Annotated in this window: 11 protein-coding genes; 2 read left to right on the top strand and 9 right to left on the bottom strand. The window is 67.5% G+C overall.

All coding sequences use genetic code 11. The features are described from left to right. Positions 1-4: 4 nt before the first annotated feature. Positions 5-970: a GlxA family transcriptional regulator gene (locus ACZYSP_RS13380; RefSeq protein ID WP_489014662.1), complete on the bottom strand. Its 966-nt coding sequence runs from the start codon at positions 968-970 to the stop codon at positions 5-7. A gap of 100 nt (positions 971-1070) precedes the next feature. Between ACZYSP_RS13380 and ACZYSP_RS13385 the strand changes: the two genes are divergently transcribed. Further along, positions 1071-1712: a cysteine hydrolase family protein gene (locus ACZYSP_RS13385; protein WP_093077060.1), complete on the top strand. Its 642-nt coding sequence runs from the start codon at positions 1071-1073 to the stop codon at positions 1710-1712. A gap of 12 nt (positions 1713-1724) precedes the next feature. Here ACZYSP_RS13385 and ACZYSP_RS13390 read toward each other — a convergent pair whose 3' ends face one another. The 6 genes from ACZYSP_RS13390 to ACZYSP_RS13415 form a co-directional block, all read right to left on the bottom strand. Further along, entirely contained in the window at positions 1725-7121 is a 5397-nt protein-coding gene (locus tag ACZYSP_RS13390; protein ID WP_093077058.1) for a two-partner secretion domain-containing protein, read from the bottom strand. Positions 7122-7123: 2 nt separating this feature from the next. After that, complete coding sequence (locus ACZYSP_RS13395; RefSeq protein WP_256216771.1) at positions 7124-8899, bottom strand: ShlB/FhaC/HecB family hemolysin secretion/activation protein; 1776 nt, start codon at positions 8897-8899, stop codon at positions 7124-7126. A 15-nt stretch (positions 8900-8914) separates the two neighbouring features. Beyond that, a complete protein-coding gene (locus ACZYSP_RS13400; protein ID WP_354337092.1) occupies positions 8915-11059 on the bottom strand; it encodes a CHAT domain-containing protein in 2145 nt (714 codons plus the stop codon). 163 nt (positions 11060-11222) lie between these two features. Next, on the bottom strand, positions 11223-14030 hold the full coding sequence (locus tag ACZYSP_RS13405; RefSeq protein ID WP_177192772.1) for an ExeM/NucH family extracellular endonuclease: 2808 nt from the start codon (positions 14028-14030) through the stop codon (positions 11223-11225). 185 nt (positions 14031-14215) lie between these two features. Then, positions 14216-16402, bottom strand: a complete 2187-nt coding sequence (gene katE, locus ACZYSP_RS13410; RefSeq protein WP_256216770.1) for a catalase HPII — start codon at positions 16400-16402, stop codon at positions 14216-14218. Between the two features lie 35 nt (positions 16403-16437). Next, positions 16438-16590, bottom strand: a complete 153-nt coding sequence (locus ACZYSP_RS13415; protein WP_176928769.1) for a hypothetical protein — start codon at positions 16588-16590, stop codon at positions 16438-16440. A gap of 287 nt (positions 16591-16877) precedes the next feature. Between ACZYSP_RS13415 and ACZYSP_RS13420 the strand changes: the two genes are divergently transcribed. Next, positions 16878-17696 (top strand): transglutaminase-like domain-containing protein, encoded by an 819-nt coding sequence (locus ACZYSP_RS13420; RefSeq protein ID WP_093077051.1) that lies wholly within the window; start codon positions 16878-16880, stop codon positions 17694-17696. 10 nt (positions 17697-17706) lie between these two features. Here ACZYSP_RS13420 and ACZYSP_RS13425 read toward each other — a convergent pair whose 3' ends face one another. Together ACZYSP_RS13425 and ACZYSP_RS13430 are read right to left on the bottom strand one after the other, a co-directional pair. Next, positions 17707-19488, bottom strand: a complete 1782-nt coding sequence (locus tag ACZYSP_RS13425; RefSeq protein WP_218149752.1) for a GMC family oxidoreductase — start codon at positions 19486-19488, stop codon at positions 17707-17709. A gap of 2 nt (positions 19489-19490) precedes the next feature. After that, complete coding sequence (locus ACZYSP_RS13430) at positions 19491-20225, bottom strand: gluconate 2-dehydrogenase subunit 3 family protein (protein ID WP_256216769.1); 735 nt, start codon at positions 20223-20225, stop codon at positions 19491-19493. Positions 20226-20257: the final 32 nt, after the last annotated feature.

Raw genomic sequence — 20257 nt, forward strand, 5'->3', positions numbered from 1 at the left:
CTTTCTACGCCCGCGAGAACTGCCGGCGATACGCAGTGGGCGATACCTTGAACGCCGACATGAAATGCTTGCGCAGCGACACCGCCGAGCCGAAGCCGGCGCCGGTCGCTACGCGCTCGACCGGATGGTCGGTGGTCTCCAGCAGCCGCTGCGCCAGCGCAAGGCGCTGGTTCTGCACCCACTGGCCGACCGTGGTGCCGGTGGATTCGCGAAAGCGCCGCGTGAAGTTGCGCCGGCTCATGAGTGCGCGCCGCGCGAGGTCGTCGAGCTCGTGCGGCGTGTCGAGGTGCCCGCCGAGCCACTCCAGCAGTGGCGCGAGGCGGTCGCGCTCGGCTGTTGCGGGCACGGGCTGCTCGATGTACTGCGCCTGCCCGCCCTGCCGGTGCGGCGCGACCACCATGCGCCGCGCGGCGCGGTTGGCCGTCTCGGCGCCGTAGCGCACGCGCAGCAGGTGCAGGCAGCAGTCGATGCCCGCGGCCGTGCCGGCGGGAGTGAGCACGCTGCCGTCGTCCACGTAGAGCACCTCGGGCTGCAGCTGCACCTTCGGATATTGCTTGGCGAAGGCCGGCGCCAGCTTCCAGTGCGTGGTGGCGGGCCGGCCGTCGAGCAGCCCCGCCTCGGCCAGCACGAAGGCGCCCAGGCACAGGCCGACCACGGTGGCGCCGCGCCGGTGCGCGGCCTGCAGCGCGCGGATCAGCTCGGGCGGCGCCGCGCTGCCGTCGTCGCGCCATGAAGGCACCACCACGATCTGCGCCCGGCGGATAGCCTCGAGCCCGTGCGGCACCACGAGCGTGAAGCCCGCGTTGGTCTGCAGCGCTCCGGGCTCCGGCGCGCACACCCGCATGCGAAAGCGCGGCGCGCCGGTCTCCGTGCGGTCTTCGCCGAAGACCATGCAGGGCACGGACAGATGGAAGGGGCTGATGCCGTCGAAGGCGACGACGGCGATGGTTTCGATGGCCGGATTGCGCATGGCCCGATCTTATCGATGAATGGCTTTCGGGCCACTGTCGCAAAACGGTGCAAAGGCGAAGAATCAGGCCATCCGAACAACCAGAGAGAAGGAGCCTTTCATGAGCAACAACACCGCCACAACCCCGCGCCGCGCCCTCGTCGTGATCGACGTACAGAACGAATACTTCGAAGGCGGCGGCCTGCCGATCGAGTTCCCGCCCATCGAAGACACGCTGCCCAACGTGACGAAGGCCATGGATGCGGCACGCGCCGCCGGCACGCCGGTGATCGTGGTGCGCCACCATGCGCCCAAGGGCGCACCGGTGTTCCAGGCCGACACGCACAACGGCCAGCTGCACCCCGAGATCGCGAAGCGGCCGCACGACCACCTCATCACCAAGAGCTTTCCGAGCGTGTTCACCGGCACCGACTTCGCCGACTGGCTCGCGCGCCACGAGATCGACACGCTGAGCGTGGCCGGCTACATGACGCAGAACTGCGACGCCTCCACCGTGTTCGAGGCCATGCACCGTGGGCTGAACGTGGAGTTCCTGGCCGACGCCAGCGGCGCTCTGCCGTACGAGAACGCGGCGGGCAAGGTCACGGCGGAAGAAATCCATCGCGTGTTCAGCGTTGTCTTCCACAGCAACTTCGCTGCGGTGACTTCGACCGACGCGTGGATCTCCGCGATGCGCGAAGGCCAGGTCATCCCGAAGGACAACGTCGTGATGTCCAACCGCCGCGCACGCGGCGTCGCCTGAACCGGGCGCGGATCAGAAGTCCGCGCAGCCGTTGCGCTTCTCGGTGTCCACGCAACTCGACAGGTTGGGCCGCGAGCGCACGCGCGACCATTCGCGCGCCAGCACGTCGCTGCCCTGCGTTGCGCGGTCGCCTTCCAGCGGCCCGGTGGCAAAGCAGATCGGTGGCGGGCCGATGTTGCGGTCGTACACCCAGGTGGCGGGCAGGTCGCGCAGCACATCGGGGCGCGGCAGGTTGGGCAGCCCGCCGACGAACAGGGTGCCCGGCACCACATTGACCGCATAGCCCTCGGCCGAGGTGAAGGTGCCATTGATCGGGTACGCGCCCTGCGGGCTGGCCTGCAGTGCCGGCGAGAACAGGAAGCCGGCGAAGCCCGCGCCCGTGTCGCCCAGAATGAGCCCGCCGATGCCGTAGCTGAACAGCGGGTTCGGATAGCCGAAGGGCCGGCTCGCGTTGGCGACGATCACCGTCGCCACCGGCTGCTGCGCGTAGATGAAGTGGTTGGCACCCGCGGGAATGCTCACCGCGCACAGGCCCGAGTAGGCGCAGTGGTACAGGTTGGGGTACAGCCCCGAACCCGCCAGGCCGCCGCGCGTCTCGCCCACCCAGGTGTCGGCCCACACGCGCCACGGCGCGCCGCCGATCGTGTAGCCGCCGGTGTTCTGGAAGCGCGAGGCCGCCACGAGATCGGTGCCGCTCGTGCTGCTCACGTTGGCGCCCAGCAGCAGGTCGCCGCTCAGCGTGCGCACGAACACCGTGTCGGCCGCCATCGAGGTGGCCGACACGACCTGCGGCGCATTGCCGGCGGCGTCGTAGCCGGTGACGCTCACCGAGCCCAGCTTCACGGTGTCGACATCGACATAGCGGAAGGCCCCGGCCGCGCCGCCGCCCACGGTGTCGGCGCTCACGTTGTTCGCCGCCTGGTCGAGCAGCACGCTGCCGCCGGTGGAGCGTGCCAGCAGCGTGCCGGCAGTGATTGGCGCAGCGGCTGTCTGCGTGATGTTGCCGCCCGAGATCAGCCCGACCTTCGACGCCGTGAGTGCGCCGCCAAGCTGGATGTTGCCGCCACCGCCGTTCTGCAGCGTGAGCGCGTTGGGCACGCTCAGCGGCCCGACGACGTTGATGTCTGCCGCATGGGCATTGCTGCCAGCGACGATGGTGGGCGCATCGAGCCGCGTGAACTCGTCGGCCGACACCGCGAAGCCCGTGGCCGCCGTGCCGCCCAGTGTGATCGGGTTGGCCGTGCGGTCGACCGCGTTGCCGGCAGCGTCCACGCCGCCGGGGCGAAGGTTGAGCACGTTGCCCGCGCGCACCGTGCCGGTCAGCACGAGCGCGTCGGTCGAACCGTCGTTGCTTGCGCGCAGCACCACATTGTTGTTGCCGTCGATGCGCCCGCCGGTGCCAAGGGTGATGCCCGTGCCGTTGGCCTGCGACTCGCCCGCGACGTCGATATTGCCCGCGCCGAGCGTGGTGACCAGCGCGTTGTTGGCGATCAGCACGCCGCCCGACGTGCCGCTCTGGGCACCTGGCGTCACGAGGCCGCGGATGCCGATATTGCCGTCGATGCTGCGCACCGTGACGTTGCTGAGATCGACGGCCTGCACGGCAAGCGGCCCTGTGCTGGGGTCCGTCACGCCGCTGCCGGTGCCGTAGATCGAGATGTCGCCGCTGGTGGTGAGGATCTGGCTGGGCCCGGTGCCCGCGCCGATGCGCACGCCGGTGCCGCCCGGAGCGGTGCCCGAGATCGACACGTCGCCGGTGCTGCTCTGGATGCCGACGCCGCTGAGCTGCACCGTCGCGGTGAAGCCCGAGAAGGTGGGCGTGCCGCGCTGGCCTGTGATCTGCACCGAGCCGCCGGGACCCGCATCGCCCAGCGCCGTGGTGCGCGTGTCGATCGTCGTGTTGGTCATCTGGATGGCCGTATTGCCCGTCGGGCGGGTGTCAGCCGTCATCGTGACGTTGCCGCCGTTGGTGGCGATCGTCATGCCGCTCAGGAAGATCGATCCGTTCTGACCACCCACGCCCGCGTTGAACACCACGTTGAGCGCACCGGAGTTGGACTGGATCGAGTTGTTGTTGAAGGCGTTGATGTTATGCGCCGCGTCGAGCTCGAAGGTCAGCGGCGCGGCGCCCTTGCTGCGCACGATGGCGGCATCGGCCGCGAAAGTGATGTTGCCGTCGAAGGCATTGCCGCCCGTGCCGGTGGTGATCGTCACGCTGGTGCCGCCGTCGAGCGCGTTGTTGATGTCGCCGTCCTGGATGGTCGAGTTGGCCAGCGGGTCGAAGGGGTTGCCCGTGAGGCTGCCCGAGGCGGTGCCGTGCGCGATGTTGACGTTGAACGGATCGATCACCCAGGAGCCCGCGCTGCCCACGGGCGCCGAGGCGTCCACGCGCAGGCCAGTCAGGTCGAAGTGCTGCGCCGAGGTCTCGATGCTGCCGCCGTTGCCGCCAGCACTGCCGCCGCGCGCCGACAGGCTGCCGTAGCCGCGCAGCGTGTCGCCCGCGATCACGTTCACCGTGCCGCCGTTGCCCGTGGCCGACTTCGCGTCGGCGCGCAGGCTGGCCTGATCGCTGATGGCGATGGTGCCGGTGGCGCGCACGTCGATGGTGCCGGACTGGCCCGCGCCGCCGGCGTCGATGGTGGTCACGTTGTCGAACGAATCGGTCACCAGCACGTTGCGCCCGTTGAGGCTGACGGTGCCGCCCGCGCCGGTGCTGCTCGAGACGTCGAGCACCGGCAGGATGGTGGTGCCCGACTCCAGGTCGCGCAGGTTCACGCGCCCCACGCGCACGTCGCCGCCGCGGCCGTCGATGGCAATGCGCCCGCCCTCGGCGCGCACGGTGCCGCCGGCTTCCATTCCGAGCACCACCGCCGATGCGTCGTTGCCGACGGTCGCGGCGCCGTTCGCCACGTCGAAGCCCTTGCCGCCCGCCGTGCCCGAGATCGACACGTCGCGCCCCTTGCCGGCCGTGATGCTGCCCCCGAGGATGGAAACGCCGTTGCCCGCGCCGTAGCTCACGCCGGCGCCGCCGTTGGCGGCCGATGCCGAGGTCAGGAAGGCGCTGTTCGCCGTCAGGCCCTGCATGTCGCTGCCGGTGCCGTCGATGGCCACGCGGCCGCCGGCATCGATGATCGCGCCGCGCATCGAGATGCCGCCGATGTTGCCCGTGGTCACGTCAGGGAAGGAACTGTCGACGAAGTCCACAGTGCTGCCGTACACCGCGACGGGGTCCGTGGCCGTCCAGCTGCGCGAGCTGCCGGTGATGTTCACATCGCCTGTGCCGGTGCGCAGCACCGTGTCGTTGCTCTCGGTGCCGTCCAGCAGCACGCCGCCCGCGCCGATGCCGCCCGCGCCGGTGATCGCGATGTTGCCCGCGCCGGTGGCCAGGCTGCTGCCCGAGACTTGCACGCCGTCAGCGCTCACGTAGTAGTTCGGATCGCCGGCCGAGCTGCTGGAGCCCTGCCCGCGCAGCACGATCGAGCCGCTGCCGCCGCAGGCGCCCGAGGCCATCGCGCAGGTGTTCAGCGTGCTGTCGAAGAGCGAGATGCCCGCGCGGCCGATATTCGGCCCGCCATCGGTGGGCGCGATGCCGCCGACCGCATAGCCGTTGGCCGCGTCGCTCTGCCCATAGAAGCGGATGTTGCCGCCGTTGGTGGCGATGCTCGCGTTGTTGAGCTCGATCACGCCGCCGTCGGTGCCGCCGCCTGAATTGGCGTTGAAGTCCACGTGCAGCGCGCCGCTTTCCGAGCGGATCGACGAGCCGCTGGACATCTGGATGTCGCGCAGCGAATCGACCGTGAGCCGCGCGTCGCGCCCCTGCGACTTGACGATGCTCGCGTTGTCCTGGAATCGCACGTCGTGCGACTCGCCATCGTTGGAGCCGGTGCGCAGCGTCACGTCGGTCGAGCGGCCCAGCGTGTTGCCGATGGCTGTCGTGCTGATGCGCGTGTCGGCCGTGTTCTGCGCGTAGTCCGACGGGTCGTAGGGCGGCACAGTGTTGTCCACATTGAGCGTGCCCTTCGATTCGACCACCCAGGTCCCGTTGGCACCGCTCGCACCGCCCGCCGCATCGATCTGCGCCAGCTCGGTCACCTCGACCTGCCGCGCCGTCGTGGTGATGGTGCCGCCCGCGCCGCTGCCCGCACCGCGCGCCTGGAGCTGGCCGGAGACGTGCGTGTAGTCGGCGCTCAGGTCTACCGTGCCGCCTTGCCCGTTGGCACCGGTTGCGTTCGCGCGCAGCACCGAATCGGACGACATGCTCACTGCGCTGTTGCCCGTTACCTGGATCTGCCCGCCCTTGCTGCCGCTTGCATCGGCGGTCAGGCCGGACAGGCGCACGTAGTCCGCGCTCGCGGTGATCGAGCCGCCGGCCACGCCCGCCTCGGTGCCCGTCGCGTCCAGAGTGCCGCCGAGCAGCATCTCGTTCGAGCGCGCCGGCGACTGGCCGCCGTCGAGCACGATCTCGCCGTTGCGCGTGGACAGCGAGAGAGCCCGGATCACGCCGGTCTGGCTCACCACGAGCTGGCGTGCATCGACATCCGCCGCAGCCGCCATCAGCACCACGCGACCGCCATTGGCCGTGATGTTGCTGGTGTTCATGAGCTGCGCGGTCGTCGACTTGCTCTCGTCAGCGGCCTGCAGGTCCGCGAGCTTGAAAGTGGTCTGCCCATCCAGCGGCACCTTGAAGGTCGTGAGCCCGTCGCCGTCGAAGTCGAGGTTCATCGTGAGCTTGCTGGCCGACACCAGGCCCACCGAACCGCGCGCGACGTTGATCTCGCCGTCGTTGCGCACCGAGCCGCCGACCAGCGCCACGGTGCCGCCCGGCGATGCGGTGATCGACGCGCCGCCCTCCACCCTCACCTGCGCAATGCTGCCCGAGGGACCGACGAAGACAAGCTGCTCGCTCTTGTCGAAGGCCTTGTTCTCCGAGCCCGCGGGCATGAAGTTGCTGTTGGCGATGTCCAGCGTGGACGCGACCAACCCGCCCACGTTGACCGACGAGCCCTTGCCGAACACGATGCCGCTCGGGTTGATGAGGAACACGCTGCCGCCGGGCAGGTTCGGGCTGCCGATCAGCGAAGTCTTCAGCGTGCCGTCGATGCGCGATGCCTGGATGGTGCCGCCGTCACCCACCACGCGGTTGAGCAGCACTGCACGCGTGCTCGGCTGCGCGATGTTGACCGTGTTGGTCGCGCCGATGGAGAAGGTCTGCCAGCTGGCGATACCGCGCAGGGACGGCTGGGTGATGCTCATCACGTTGCCGCTCTGCGTCATCGTGACGCCGCCGGCAATGGGCGTGAAGCCGGTGGGCAACACCTGCGCCATGGCCGGGGCCGCGCCCGCACAGATCAGCGACAGCGCGATGGGCCGCAGTTGAAGCCGCTGTGGAAATCGATTGCGTTGCTTCATGGTCAGAACGCCTTGATGAGCTGCACGTACAGCCTCGGGTTGCGGCCACCGCCATCGGTCTGCGCGGGCGGCGTACCCGCGCGCCAGGCGAGCGTGGCGTTGATCGAGAAATTGCCCGGCCGCGACCAGCTCAGGCCCACGCCGTAGCCGCGCAGGCTGTGGCTGTTGACGCCGTCGTAGGGCGTCGGGTTGCGCACGATCTTTCCGTGCGCCGCGTCGTAGAACAGAAAGGGCGTGAGCTCTTCGTTGAGCGACCAGCGCCATTCGACCGTGCCGATCACGCCCTGGTCCACCAGCAGTTCGCCCGAGGGATAGGCACGCACCGCGCGTGCGCCGCCGAGCGCGAGTTTTTCCGAGGCGTCGAGGTTCTTGCTGGCCCACTGGCCGCCCAGCGACAGGTACAGCGAGTGGCGCGGCACGATGGCCTGCAGGCGCGAGAGCTGGAAGCTCAGCTTGGTGAAGCCGCCTTCGGTGTTGTGCCCCGTGATGCTGCGATCGAAGTCGCGGCTTTCCGGGTCGCGGATCGAAAGGTTGCCGTGGTACAGCGTGCCCGAACTGGCCCAGTAGCCGCCGCCCAGAAGTTCGTCGCGGCGCTCCCAGGTCCATCCCAGGCTCAGGCCGTTGACGCGCTTCTTCGAGCTGAAGTCGGCCGCGCGCAGTTCGTCGGTGAGGTCTTTCACGTCGACACCCAGGCGCAGGAACAGGTTCTGCTGGCGCTGGCGGATCAGCGGATAGTTCAGCGAAAAATCGAGCACGTTGGCACGGCCGCGTGCATCGAGGTCGACGAACTGGCCGCCAAGCTCATAGCTCACCCGCGACAGGCCAACGCCCGCGCGCAGCCCGCTGGTGCCGATGGGCGCCTCGTAGGCAATGCGGCCGTATTGCAGCGCGTTGCTGTCGGACACCATCACGCGCATGTCGAGGTTGTCGCCGATGCCGAAGGGGCTGAGCCAGCGCGCCGTGCCGCCCACGCGGTAGCGGCCCGATTCCTTTGTGCCGTGGTTGTCGGCCTCGGCCGTGAAGGCCCAGCGCGGCGCGGCGGCCACTTCGACCGACAGGTCGGTGGTGCCGGCCTGCGCGCCTTCCTGCAGTCCCGAGGACACCTTGACGCCAGGCTGGTCGGACAGCAGCAGCATCGCGCGTTCATAAGCCGGCGCGCTCACGGCCTCGCCGGGCTGCAGTGGCGCGAGGAAGCCGCGCACGCGCGACTCGGCAATGGGCGCATCGGGCGCGACCACCACGTCGACCTTGCCGAGGCGGCCTTCGATGACGCTGATCTCGACGATGCCGTCGCGCACGGTCTGCACCGGCACCACGGCCTGTGCGAGGAAGTAGCCTCGTTCCTTGTAGCGGGCGGTGATGGCCTTCGCCAGCTCTTCGAGGTCGGTGAGCGTGACGTCGCGGCCGATGTAGGGGCCGGTGATGGTCTGCAGCTCTTCGTTGGTCAACGCTTTGACGCCGTTGAGCCGCAGGTCGTTGAGCTTGAATGTGGCGCCAGTGGGGCGCGGCGGTGCCGGAAGGCTCTGCGGTGCGACGGCGCCCGTTGCTTGTGCCAGCGGACGGTCGCAGGTGCCGCAGGGGTCCTTGATGGGCAGCAGTTCGGTGCTGTCGCCGGCATCGTTGGCCGACGTGGCTTGCGGCTCGGCCTGCGCCTGCTCCTGGGCATGCGCGCGATCGGCAGCCATGAAGAACATGGCCGACACCAGCGCGCCGGCGGCCCAGGCAACGGGACGCAGTGCGCTGCGCGGATCAAGAGCAAGAGAGCGGTTTCTTTTCATGGCATTGCGCATGGCTCAGCTCCCCACCGTCAGGCGCCAGTTACCGATCAAATTGAACGGCGCCCAGAAGAAGGGATGGGACATCTTTGGGTCCTTCAATACAGCGAGTTGCCCGGCCTGCATGGCCTTCTGGATGTCGCGTCCCTTGGCCAGCTCGCCGTAGAGCGTGCTCATGAGCACCGCGGTCGCGTCGTCAGACACCGGCCACAGCGAGGCGATCAGGCTGGAGCTTCCAGCCGAGAGAAACGAGCGCGTGAAGCCCAGCACCTCATCGCCCTGCGCGATACGCCCCAGTCCCGATTCGCAGGCCGACAGCGTGACCAGCGCGGTGCCGTCCATCGGCAGCTCGAGGATCTCGTGCGCCTCCAGAAAATTCTGCTTGCCGCCTTCGTTGGCCAGCAGGATGCGCGAGTACAGCGGATCGACCGCGTCCGCCTCGGCGTGCGCCGCCACGTGCATCAGCGGCGAGCGCGAGGCCACGTCGCGGAACTGCGTCTTGGTGGCGGCCGCGCCCATGTACACGGTGTTGCGCGGGAACAGCTGCGCGAGCTGCTTCACTTCGGTCTCGGCGCCGGGCAGGTCGTACTTGTCCTCGATGCGCGGATTGCCGAAGGCCGTGAGCGATGCGCTCACGCGCGGCGTGCGCTGAGCGAGCTGCACCGCGATGCTGATCGACGGCGCTACCGCCACCGGATGCGTCTCGATGACGTAGCGGCCATCGAGCCGCAGCGCCTGGAACGGCAGGTAGTGCAAAGGCCCGTGCGGCACCACGATCAGCCGCTGCCCCGGTGCCAGGCCGAGCGGCCCGAGCAGCGCGGCGCCCAGCTTGTCGGCGTTGGTGATGGCGGTGCGGCGGCCGCGCACGATGGAGTTGCGGAAAGTCTCGACCAGCTCGTTGAGCTCGTCGCGCTTCACCGCCACCGTCTTCTCGGTGATGTTGCCGGAGCTCACGACCCACACCACGAGCCGGTCGGGCAGCGAGTGGAACTGCACTACGCGTTCGTCGGGCGCCAGCGTGCGCTGCAGCGTGGCAAGGTCGACGGTGTTGGCGGCCTGCTCGTTGATCTTCGCGCGGCCGCGCACCGCGTCGAGCAGCGCGCGCGAGCGGCTGTGCTCGCTCACCTCGAATGCAGCCCGCGCATCGCCAGCGTCGCTGTAGACGGCCACGCCGCGCTCGAACACCGTCTGCAGGTCCGAGAACAGGCCCATCTTGAATTCTTCGCTGCGGAACTTGGCGCGCACCTTGTCGACATCGCCCAGCGCGCGGCCCACGGCCTCGGCTGCGGCCTGCTTCTGGCCCAGCGCGAGTTCGCTGCGCGCCACACCGTCCCAGGCCCAGAGGCGGTAGTACTCGGTGTCCGCGCCGACCTGGCGCGCCGTGAGCGCGCGGTACATGTCGCGCGCCTCGGCCGGCTTGTTTTCGGCCAGCAACAGACGGGCGCGAGTGCGGTCGAGCTGCGCGGTGAGCGGTGCGTCCTTCGGCGGCGCCATGGTGCCGAGCACTTCGCGTGCCCGTGCGGGGTCGCCCGATTCGATCAGCGCGTTGACCAGCGAGGCCTGCACCAGCGGCGCATAGCGCTGCGAACTGTTGGCCAGCGCCTCGTCATAGCTGAGAACCGCGCCGGAGAAATCGCCGCGGCGCGTGCGCACATCGCCGATCACCTTCTGCACGGGGCCGACCACCAGCTTGGGGTCGCGCGCCTGGTGCCTGAGCGCTTCGCGTGCGAACTCTTCGGCTTTTTCGAGCTGGCCCGAGTAGCTGTAGACGATGGCCAGGTCGCGATTGGCCATGGCCATCAGGTTCGGGTCGTTGGTGGCGTTGGCCAGGTGCAGCGCCTTGCTCGCGGCGCGCACGCTCTGGCGAAACTCGCCGGCCTCGGCCAGCGCAACGGCCTGGCTGCAGTACTGGTAGCCCGAGAGCTTGACCGCGTCCTGCCCATAGAGAACAGCGCCTTCGCTGGTCAATGCCAGCAAGGTGTCGGTGTCGGCCAGTCGGGCCTGCTCCATCTTGCTGGCCGCGGCTTCGGCGCTCGTCGCCTGCTGCGCCGATGCCAAAGAGCCGTAGCCCAGGAGAAGAATGCCAGCCAGACCGAGCGCACCTGCGAAGCCCGCACGATGACGTGCAGGGCGCTCCCATCCCCATCTTGAAAACCACGCCATTGAACCCCCTGCGTGCGGCCCATGCATCCGCTGCTGCGGATGTTCGACGCCGCGGGAGTGCGCGCCGTTCAGGCCTCGGGGGGAAAGTCTAGGAGCGGCCTCCTGCCGCGCCTATTCTCAATACGGTCTAGCGCTAAAGGACTAAGAGGGTGCTTGCGCCAGGTCAATTTACCGTGTGCGCGCCCAGGCCGTCGGAGGTGTCCTCCGGCAAACCGATCCATTGCACCGACGGATCGAAAGCGAGGCCCGGGTTGCGATCCCCCGCCTTGATATCGGGCTTGCGGCGCAGGGTCCGGTTCAGTGTGCCGACTCCGCCGACGGTCCATTCGGTTCCAGGGTCAAAGCCGACTTGACCGAAGCGATCGATGACCACGCCCGATTTTTCCAGCGTCAGGGCATCGTCGCCATTGAAGTTGACTACGCCGCTGGTGAGCGTGCCTGCGGGCTTGAAGGCAGCCGTCGCACTGGCGTTCGCCAGCACCAGAACACCACCAGCAGGCAGGGAGCCGGAAAGCACCTGGGAGTTGGTTGGCGGCGTGGCCGTGCCGTTGGAATACAGCCTGACGGTATACAGGCTCAGGTCCACCGCCGATGCGGTCGGGTTGTAGATCTCGATCGCCTTGTTGCTCGCCGTGCCTTCCACGTATTCGCTGAAGAACAGATCCGGCGCTCCGGGAGGTACTACCACGACCACCGCGCTCACGTTCACGCTGCTCGATTGCGTTGCGGTCTGGCCGGCGGAGTTGGTCAGCGTGGTCACCACGTTGTAGGTGCCCGCGGCCGCGTAGGTATGCGTCACCGTGCCGGTGCCGGGCGCTGTCGTGGCGCCGCTGCCGTCTCCCCAATCGACTGCAAGAGAAGTCAGCGTGGTCGCGCCGCCGGGTGTGGCTTCGAAGATGTTCACGCTGTAGGCTTCCCCGACCTTCGCGGCCGTCGGGACCGACGCACTGACGATGGGTTGCGTCACCGCGGCATCGGCCGCCAGGGTCAGGGCGACAAGCACAGGGTCATGGTCCGATGCCCGGAAGGGCGTGGGCGCATAGCGGTCGTCGGTCGTGAAGTCGGTGTTGTAGTCCAGCGCGGTGGGCTCGTCGGCGTTGATGTGCCACACGCTCACGCCGCTGACCTGCGAGCCCAGCGAAGACGATGCATAGGCATGGTCGAGTGCGCCGGTTTCGCCGCCGAAGACATAGGTGTACCGGTTGTCGGCGGGCATGCGCTTGAGCAGGCTTTCGTTGCCGGCGGCTTCGAGCACCTTGGTCGGGTCTTCCAGCAGGTAGCTGTTGAAGTCGCCCATCATCAGTACGTCGGTCTCGTCCTCGTCCATGGCCTTGAGCTTGGCGACGAAGCTGTTCAGTGCGTTCGCCTGCTGGGTACGCGCCAGGTTGAAGCAGCCCTGCCCCTGGTCGATGTCGCCCGTGGTCGGGCAGCTGCCCTTGCTCTTCAGGTGGTTGACCACGAACCAGAAGCCGCCGTTGTTGCCCACGGCGCTGAATCGCTGGGCCAGTGGCGGGCGTCCGCTTGCAGCGGTGTAGTCGGCCAGGTCCGTGCCCGTCGGAAGAACGGCGTTGCCCACGCGCTGGACTTTCGCGGGCTTGTACAGGATGTCCACCTTGATGGCATCCGTGCCGAACACGCCGCTGTTGACCGCGGCATAGGTGTTCGGGCCGACCTTGGCGTTGAGGGCCGCCAGCAGGTCGTTCGTTGCCACGTCGGAGTTCTGGATTTCCATCAGGCCCACCACGTCGGCATCGAGGCCTGCGATGGCGGCCACGATCTTGGCCTGCTGCCGCTGGAACTCGTTCAGGTTGTTCGCGCCGCGGCAGTTGGCCGCGGACGCGGGACCGGTGCCGAACGAGCAACCCTGGCCGGTCTGGCCCGATGAGGTTTCTCCGTTCACGAACGTGGTGAAGTAGTTGAGCACGTTGAAGCTGGCCACCTTGAGCGGGCCGCTGACCACCGGTGCGGTCGGCGAGCGCGGATTGGCCTGCGCGAACACGGGCGCCACCGTCGGCTGGATGCGATAGGCCGCAAAGTTGTGGCTCAGGATGCCGGTGATTTTCTGCGTCGTATCGCCGATGCGTCGGGTGCCGTCGGTGCCTGCTGCGCTCAGGTACGGAATGGGGTTCGGGTTCTGGCGCGATGAGCCATCGTCCAGCACGATGCGCGAAAGCAGGTTCTGCGCATGGGTTGCCGCCGCGTTGCCGTTGGTGGCGTTGAACTGCCGTCCGTTCAGTGCCAGCACCATCTGGCCATAGCGGCCCAGCTCGAACAGTTCCGTCACGGCCAGGGGCTGCGCAATTTCGACCAGCATGCCTTCGTAGCGCTCCAGCGTTGATTCGTTGGCCACCGGCAGCGTGATCTGTGTCGGGCTGATTGCAATGCCGGAAGCGCAGACGCTGATGGCCAGTGGGTCCGCTGTCGTGCCCGCAATCTGCGTGAGGCTGTCGGGCTTTGCCCCGGCGCCCGCGGTCTGGCCGAACTCGGTCACCACACCGGAGACCTGAACGAAATCGCCAACGGCCACACGTGTGGCGTTGTTCGGTGCATAGACAAAGACACCTTCCGAGGTCAGCGGATCGGCATCGGGCACGAGCTGCTGCATGAAGAATCCATTCAGCTTCACGGTCGTGATGCCGGTGTTCTGGAAGTCACCGACGACCACGCCACGCACGGTCACGGGTTGCGTTGCCAGAGGACTCGTGTCGCCCGTACCTTGAACGGATGAAATGGCCGTGACCGGGGCATTGGCCGGAACGGCGGCAGTACATGTGGGCGGTGGCTGCTCCGCAACCGGCGGCGGCGCGTCTGTCGACGGCGGCGTGTTCGGCTGCGTGGTGCCCGTAGAAGGCCCGGGGATCAGCGGGAAGGAGGTCCCGCCACCACCGCCGCCGCAGGCGGTCAGCGCAAGGACCAGTGTCAGTGCCAGAGCTTTGAACTGCCAGGTTGGCCTCAGTGCGGGATGAGTCATGTGGGTTTCTTTGAATGAAGGGGGAACAGCGAGCAGACAGCGCGCGTTTATATGGACCATGTGTGTAGCCCCCGAGAAACCCGGACTCGTCATGGGTGATTGCCTGCTTGATTGCCTGCGTCGGCGCGACGCGCCACGCGCTGCAGGCCGCATTGCGGCCTGCAGACAGGTACGTCAAAAGCTTGCTAGGCCGGTACCGCGTCGATGTTCACGCGATCCCAATGGCGATGCTTCGCGATGGCGGCGATGAAGTCATGCGCGATCTGCGTTGCGGCAGTCGCATCGCCCAGGTTGGTGACCGGCGTGGCGGCCACGATCACGCCTGCTGGAGCATCGGAGTCGGCGGCAATGCCCAGCGTCGAGAGCAGCTGCACGCCCTCGCCCACGGTGCAGATCGCCTTGCAGTGCTTGTAGGCCTCCAGCACGAAATGCACCGCATCGCCAATGCCCGCCAATGCAGCGACGCTTTCGCCGCCGGCTGGCACCAGCACCGCATCGAACATCACCGACGGCGTGTTCGCGAACGTCATGTCGACTTCGATCTGCCGCTTCGACGCGCTGGCCACGGTGCCCAGACGCGGCCCGACGACCTTGCATTGCGCACCAGCCTGTTCGAGCGCATCGCGTATCGGCTTCAGCGAAGCCGAGTCGACACCGTCGGCCACGAGGATCGCGATCTTGCGCGTGCGGATCGAACCGTCTCCGGTGTCGGCCATGCTGAGCGCGGGCGATTCGTCGATGGGCAACTCGATGCGGTGGTCACGAAAGCCCGCGCGGCCTGCCGCCGCCTTGGCATCGGGCTCGCCGATGCCAAGCGGCTCGGCCACGCGGCGCGCGAGCTTCTCGTCCACGTGCGCGAGGTTGTCGACCATGCGCTGGCGGATGGCGGGCACTTCGAGCTTCGACAGCTCGAAGCGGAAGGCCCCGATGATGTGTTCCTTCTCGGCCGCACTCTGGCTGTTGAAGAACAGGCGCGCCTGCGTGAAGTGGTCGTCGAACGACGGGCTGCGGCGGCGCACCTTGGGCGGATCGATCTCTTCGGGGAAAGACTGGAAGCCGTGCTGGCCGCCGTCCACGCGAAACTCCGTGCCGCTGCCCAGCGTGTTGGGCTCGTAGGCCACCTGCCCTCGTGCGATGGTCTGCCGGTGCATGCCGTCGCGCTGGAAGTTGTGGAACGGGCACACGCCCTTGTTGATCGGCAGCTCGTGGAAGTTGGCGCCGCCCAGCCGCGAGATCTGCGTGTCGGTGTACGAGAAGAGGCGGCCCTGGAGCAGCGGGTCGTTGCTGAAGTCGATGCCGGGCACCACGTGGCCCGGATGGAAGGCCACCTGCTCGGTCTCGGCGAAGAAGTTGTCGGGGTTGCGGTTGAGCACCAGCTTGCCGATCTTCTGCACGGGCACCATCTCTTCGGGAATCAGCTTGGTGGGGTCGAGCAGGTCGAAGCCGAGCGAGTGTTCCTTGTCCTGCGGAATCATCTGTACGCCGAGCTCCCATTCGGGGAAGTCGCCGTTCTCGATGGCTTCCCACAGGTCGCGGCGATGAAAGTCGGCGTCTTTACCCGCGATCTTCTGCGCCTCGTCCCATGCCAGGCCATGAATGCCGAGCCTGGGCTTCCAGTGGAACTTCACGAAGTGGCTCTCGCCGCGGCTGTTGACGAAGCGGAAGGTATGAACGCCGAAGCCTTCCATCATGCGCAGGCTGCGCGGAATGGCGCGGTCGCTCATGGCCCACATCAGCATGTGGGTGCTCTCGGGCATGAGCGAGGCGAAGTCCCAGAAGGTGTCGTGCGCGCTCGCGGCCTGCGGCATCTCGTGGTGCGGCTCGGGCTTCACGGCATGGATGAGGTCGGGGAACTTCATCGCGTCCTGGATGAAGAACACCGGAATGTTGTTGCCCACGAGGTCGTAGTTGCCCTCGCGGGTATAGAACTTGACGGCGAAGCCGCGCACGTCGCGCACCGTATCGGCGGATCCGCGCGAGCCGGCCACGGTCGAGAAGCGCACGAAAACGGGCGTCTTCTGGTCCGGGTCCTGGAGAAAGTCGGCGCAGGTGAACTGCGACATCGACTTGTAGACCTGGAAGTAGCCGTGCGCCGCCGAGCCGCGGGCGTGCACGGCGCGCTCGGGAATGCGCTCGTGGTCGAAGTGCGTGATCTTCTCGCGCAGGATGAAGTCTTCCAGCAGCGTGGGGCCGCGCACACCCGCTTTCAGCGAGTTGTGGTTGTCCGGTATCTGCAGACCCTGGTTGGTGGTGAGGGTCGTCGGATGCTCGACGGTGAAGCCTTCGAGTTGCTGCTGCTTGGCGTTGCTGCCGTCGCTCGCCTTGGTGGCGCTGGCGCGGCGGCCCGCAGCGGCCTTGTTCTGTGGCGTCATCGTGGATCTGCTGGAATCTTTCATGGGGTGGGCACTCAGCCTGTTTCGTTGTTGCTGTCGAGGAACATGTCGAGCACGTTGACCACGGCGACGAGGCATATGCAGCCTGCCACGGCGGCAACGGCCCACACGAGGATTTCGTCGCCCCAGGTGCTGGCGAGCGTGTCGAAAAACGATGAAAGCTCCATAGGTCCCTCCAGGGATGCAAGCGAATTGCAAGGTTATGTTTCGCACCGCGCGCGACCCGTAGTGGCCGCCCTCCCCCGTCTGTGGGAGAAAGAGTGCGTGCAAGGTAGGAGCGCACCGACAACGCATCGCACCCGCCTACGCTGCTTCGCGGGTACTGGCCGTGGAGCCTGAAAGATTCGTCGCATAGCATGGGCCCACGGGACGGCACTGATCGTGCTTGTCTTTCATCGCACTGCCTCGCGCACCGGCCGCACCGCCCGGATCCCCTCAGGGAAGAAAGAACCCCATGCAGATCAGGATCGGCTTCGACATCGAACTCGGCGTCACCGCCCCCACGGCGGTGATCTACATGCTGCAGGTGCACCCGTCGCGTGCCCAGGACCTGCAAGGCGGCGAGAACATCACCCTCAGCCCGCCGATGGCCACCGACCACTACCAGGACAGCTTCGGCAACAGCTGCGCGCGCGTGCACGTGCCCGTAGGGGTGAGCAGCGTGCGTTTGCGCAACCACGCGGTGGTGTTCGACACGGGCTGGCCCGACCCGGTGGACTTCAGCGCCAGCGAGCATGCGGCGGCCGACCTGCCGGTGGAGACGCTGCCTTTCGTGCTGCCGAGCCGCTATTGCGAGGTCGACGGCGAATTGCTGCAGTTCGCCTGGGCCAACTTCTCGAACGTGGCGCCGGGCTGGTCGCGCGTGCAGGCAATCTGCGACTTCGTGCACCGGCATCTGCGCTTCGACTACCAGAATGCACGGGCCACGCGCACCGCTTTGGAGGGTTTTCGCGAGCGCACGGGCGTGTGCCGCGACTTCGCGCACCTTGCAATCACGCTGTGCCGCTGCATGAACATACCGGCGCGCTACGTCACGGGCTACCTCGGCGACATCGGCATTCCGCCGGTGCGCTTTCCGATGGACTTCAGCGCGTGGTTCGAGGTGTACCTGGGCAACCGCTGGCACACCTTCGACGCGCGGCACAACACGCCGCGCATCGGCCGAGTGGTGATCGCGCGCGGGCGCGACGCGGCGGACGTGCCGATCACGATGGTGTTCGGCGCGAACACGCTGCAGCGGTTCGAGGTGACTACCGAGGAAGTGCTGCAGTAGCTCTTGCAGGTCAGGCCAGCGCCGCGGGCCTGGCGATGTAGCGCTCGCGGATCGCCTTGGCCGACCAGTAGGTCAGCGCCGCCACCAGGCCGGTCGGGTTGTAGCCCAGCCCCTGCGGGAAGGCCGACGCGCCGGGCACGAAGACGTTGTGCACGTCCCAGCTCTGCAAGTAGCGGTTGATCGCGCTGGTGCCCGGGTCGGTGCCCATGATCGCGCCGCCGTTGAGGTGGGTGGTCTGGTAGCTCGTCGTGTCGAAGTGCTCGCCGAAGTTCTTGACGAACACGCGCACCGCCTTCGGGCCCATCGCCTCGGCGATGCCGTGCATCTTCTCGGCCATGAAGCGGGTCATACGGACGTCGTTGTCCTTCCAGTCGAAGGTCATGCGCAGCAGCGGCAGGCCCCAGGCGTCCTTGTAGGTCGGGTCCAGGCTCAGGTAGTTGTCGTGGTAGCTCATGTGCGCGCCGTGCGCATCCATCGACATCGTGTGCGTGTAGTTGTCGGCAACGGCCTGCTTCCACGCACTGCCCCAGCCGGGTGCGCCCTCGGGCAGCGAGATGCCGCTGATCGGCTTCACGCCAGCCTGGTTGACCCACATCGGCGAGCCGCCGACGAAGCCGAACGGGCCGTGGTCGAAGTTGTCGGCATTGAAGTCGTCGATCGCCACGCCGTTGCCGCCCGCGCCGATGAAGGGGTTGGCGTACACGTCCTTGTCGAAGAAGGCCTTGATCGTCGCCATGTTCTGGTAGGCGAAGTTGCGCCCGACGGTGCCCTTGCCGGTCGCCGGGTCATAGGGCGTGCCGATGCCCGACAGCAGCATCAGCCGCACGTTGTGGAACTGGAACGCGCAGATGACGACGATGTCCGCCGGCTGCTCCACCTCGCGCCCTTGCGCATCGACATAGGTAACGCCGGTGGCGGTGCGGCGATCGGCCGCGAGGTTCACGCGCAGCACGTGCGCATGCGTGCGCAGCTCGAAGTTCGGCACCTGGCGCAGCGCCGGCAGCACATTGACGTTGGGCGAGGCCTTCGAATAGTTGTAGCAGACGTAACCGCTGCAGTAGCCGCAGAAGTTGCACGGCCCCATCTGGCAGCCGTACGGATTGGTGTACGGCCCGGAGGCGTTGGCCGACGGCAGGTCGTAGGGGTGATAGCCCAGCTTGCCCGCGGCATCGCCGAAGCGCTGTGCCGACACCGTGCGCTTTTGCGCGGGCAACGGAAAGGCGTGCGAGCGGTCTGCCGCGAACGGGTTGCCGCCCTTGCCTTCGCCCACTTTCTGGCCGGCCACGGTCCATGCGGTGCCCGAGGTGCCGAATACTTTCTCGGCGAAGTCGAAATGCGGCTCCAGCTCTTCGTAGCTGACGCCGAAGTCCTGGATCGTCATGCCCTCGGGAATGAACTTCTTGCCGTAGCGCTCTTCGTAGTGGCTGCGCAGGCGCAGCTCCGCAGGGTCGACGCGAAAGTGCACGCCCGACCAGTGCAGCCCCGCGCCACCGACACCGGTACCGGGCAGGAAGGCACCCAGCTGCCGATAGGGCAGTGCCGTGTCGTTCACGCCATGGCGAATGGTCACCGTCTCGCGCGAGATGTCCTGGAACAGCTTGCGGCGGATGTTGTAGGTGAGCTCGTCCAGCACCTTGGGGTAGATGCCGTCGGTGGCCGTGTCCTGCATCGGGCCGCGCTCGAGCGCGACCACGTTCAGGCCGGCCTCGGTCAGCTCCTTGGCCATGATCGCGCCGGTCCAGCCGAAGCCGACGATCACCACGTCGGCTTTCTTCATCGTGTTGCCGGCCATGCTCAGCCTCTCTGCCCGCTCAAGGCCACGGGTGGCAGCGGGTACTTCACGTCGCGCTCGACCCAGTCCATGAAGTCGGCGCGCGCACCGGGAAACCCGATCAGCTTCCAGCCCGCGAGACCGCGATTGCCGCCATGCACCGGATCAGCGAAGAAGCCTTCGCGCACGTTCTGCAGCAGCATCGAGAAGAACAGCTGGGCCGGCACGGCGTCGAACACGGCCTTGCCCGATTCGATTTCATGCAGCGCCGCATCTTGCGCGTCCGCCGCAAGTTGCACGAAGGATTTGCCTTGCGCCTTCTGCACGAAGCCGTTGGCGGCATCGATTCCCAGCCGATAGATCTGCTGCGGCGTGAGCTGGGACTGATAGCCCATCGTGGCCGGCGCGTCGGCGTTGAACGGCCCTTGCATGTACCAGAGCTTGCCGGTGGCCCAGGGCGTGTCCATCTGCCGGTCGATGTACTCGGGCACGCCGGCTTCCACCGCTCCCGGGCCCGATGCATCGTTCGGAATCAATCGCGCGCTGGCGGCGTTGACGAAGGCCCATTCGCCTGCGGTGAAGAAGCGCGGCGAATAGGTGCTCGGTGCCGGGTTGCTCGCGGCCGCTTCGCCTTGCGCGGCCGTCGCCTGCCGGGTGTCGCACCCGGGAAGCACCGCGACGGCGAGGGTGGCGGCGCCCAAGCCCTTGAACAACTGGCGCCTCGATGACGGTGGTTGCGATGAGTCCGGTGCGGTCACGGGCGTGCTCCTGTCTGGGTTCATGAGGCGAT

This window comes from Variovorax sp. F042 (genome assembly GCF_057814215.1).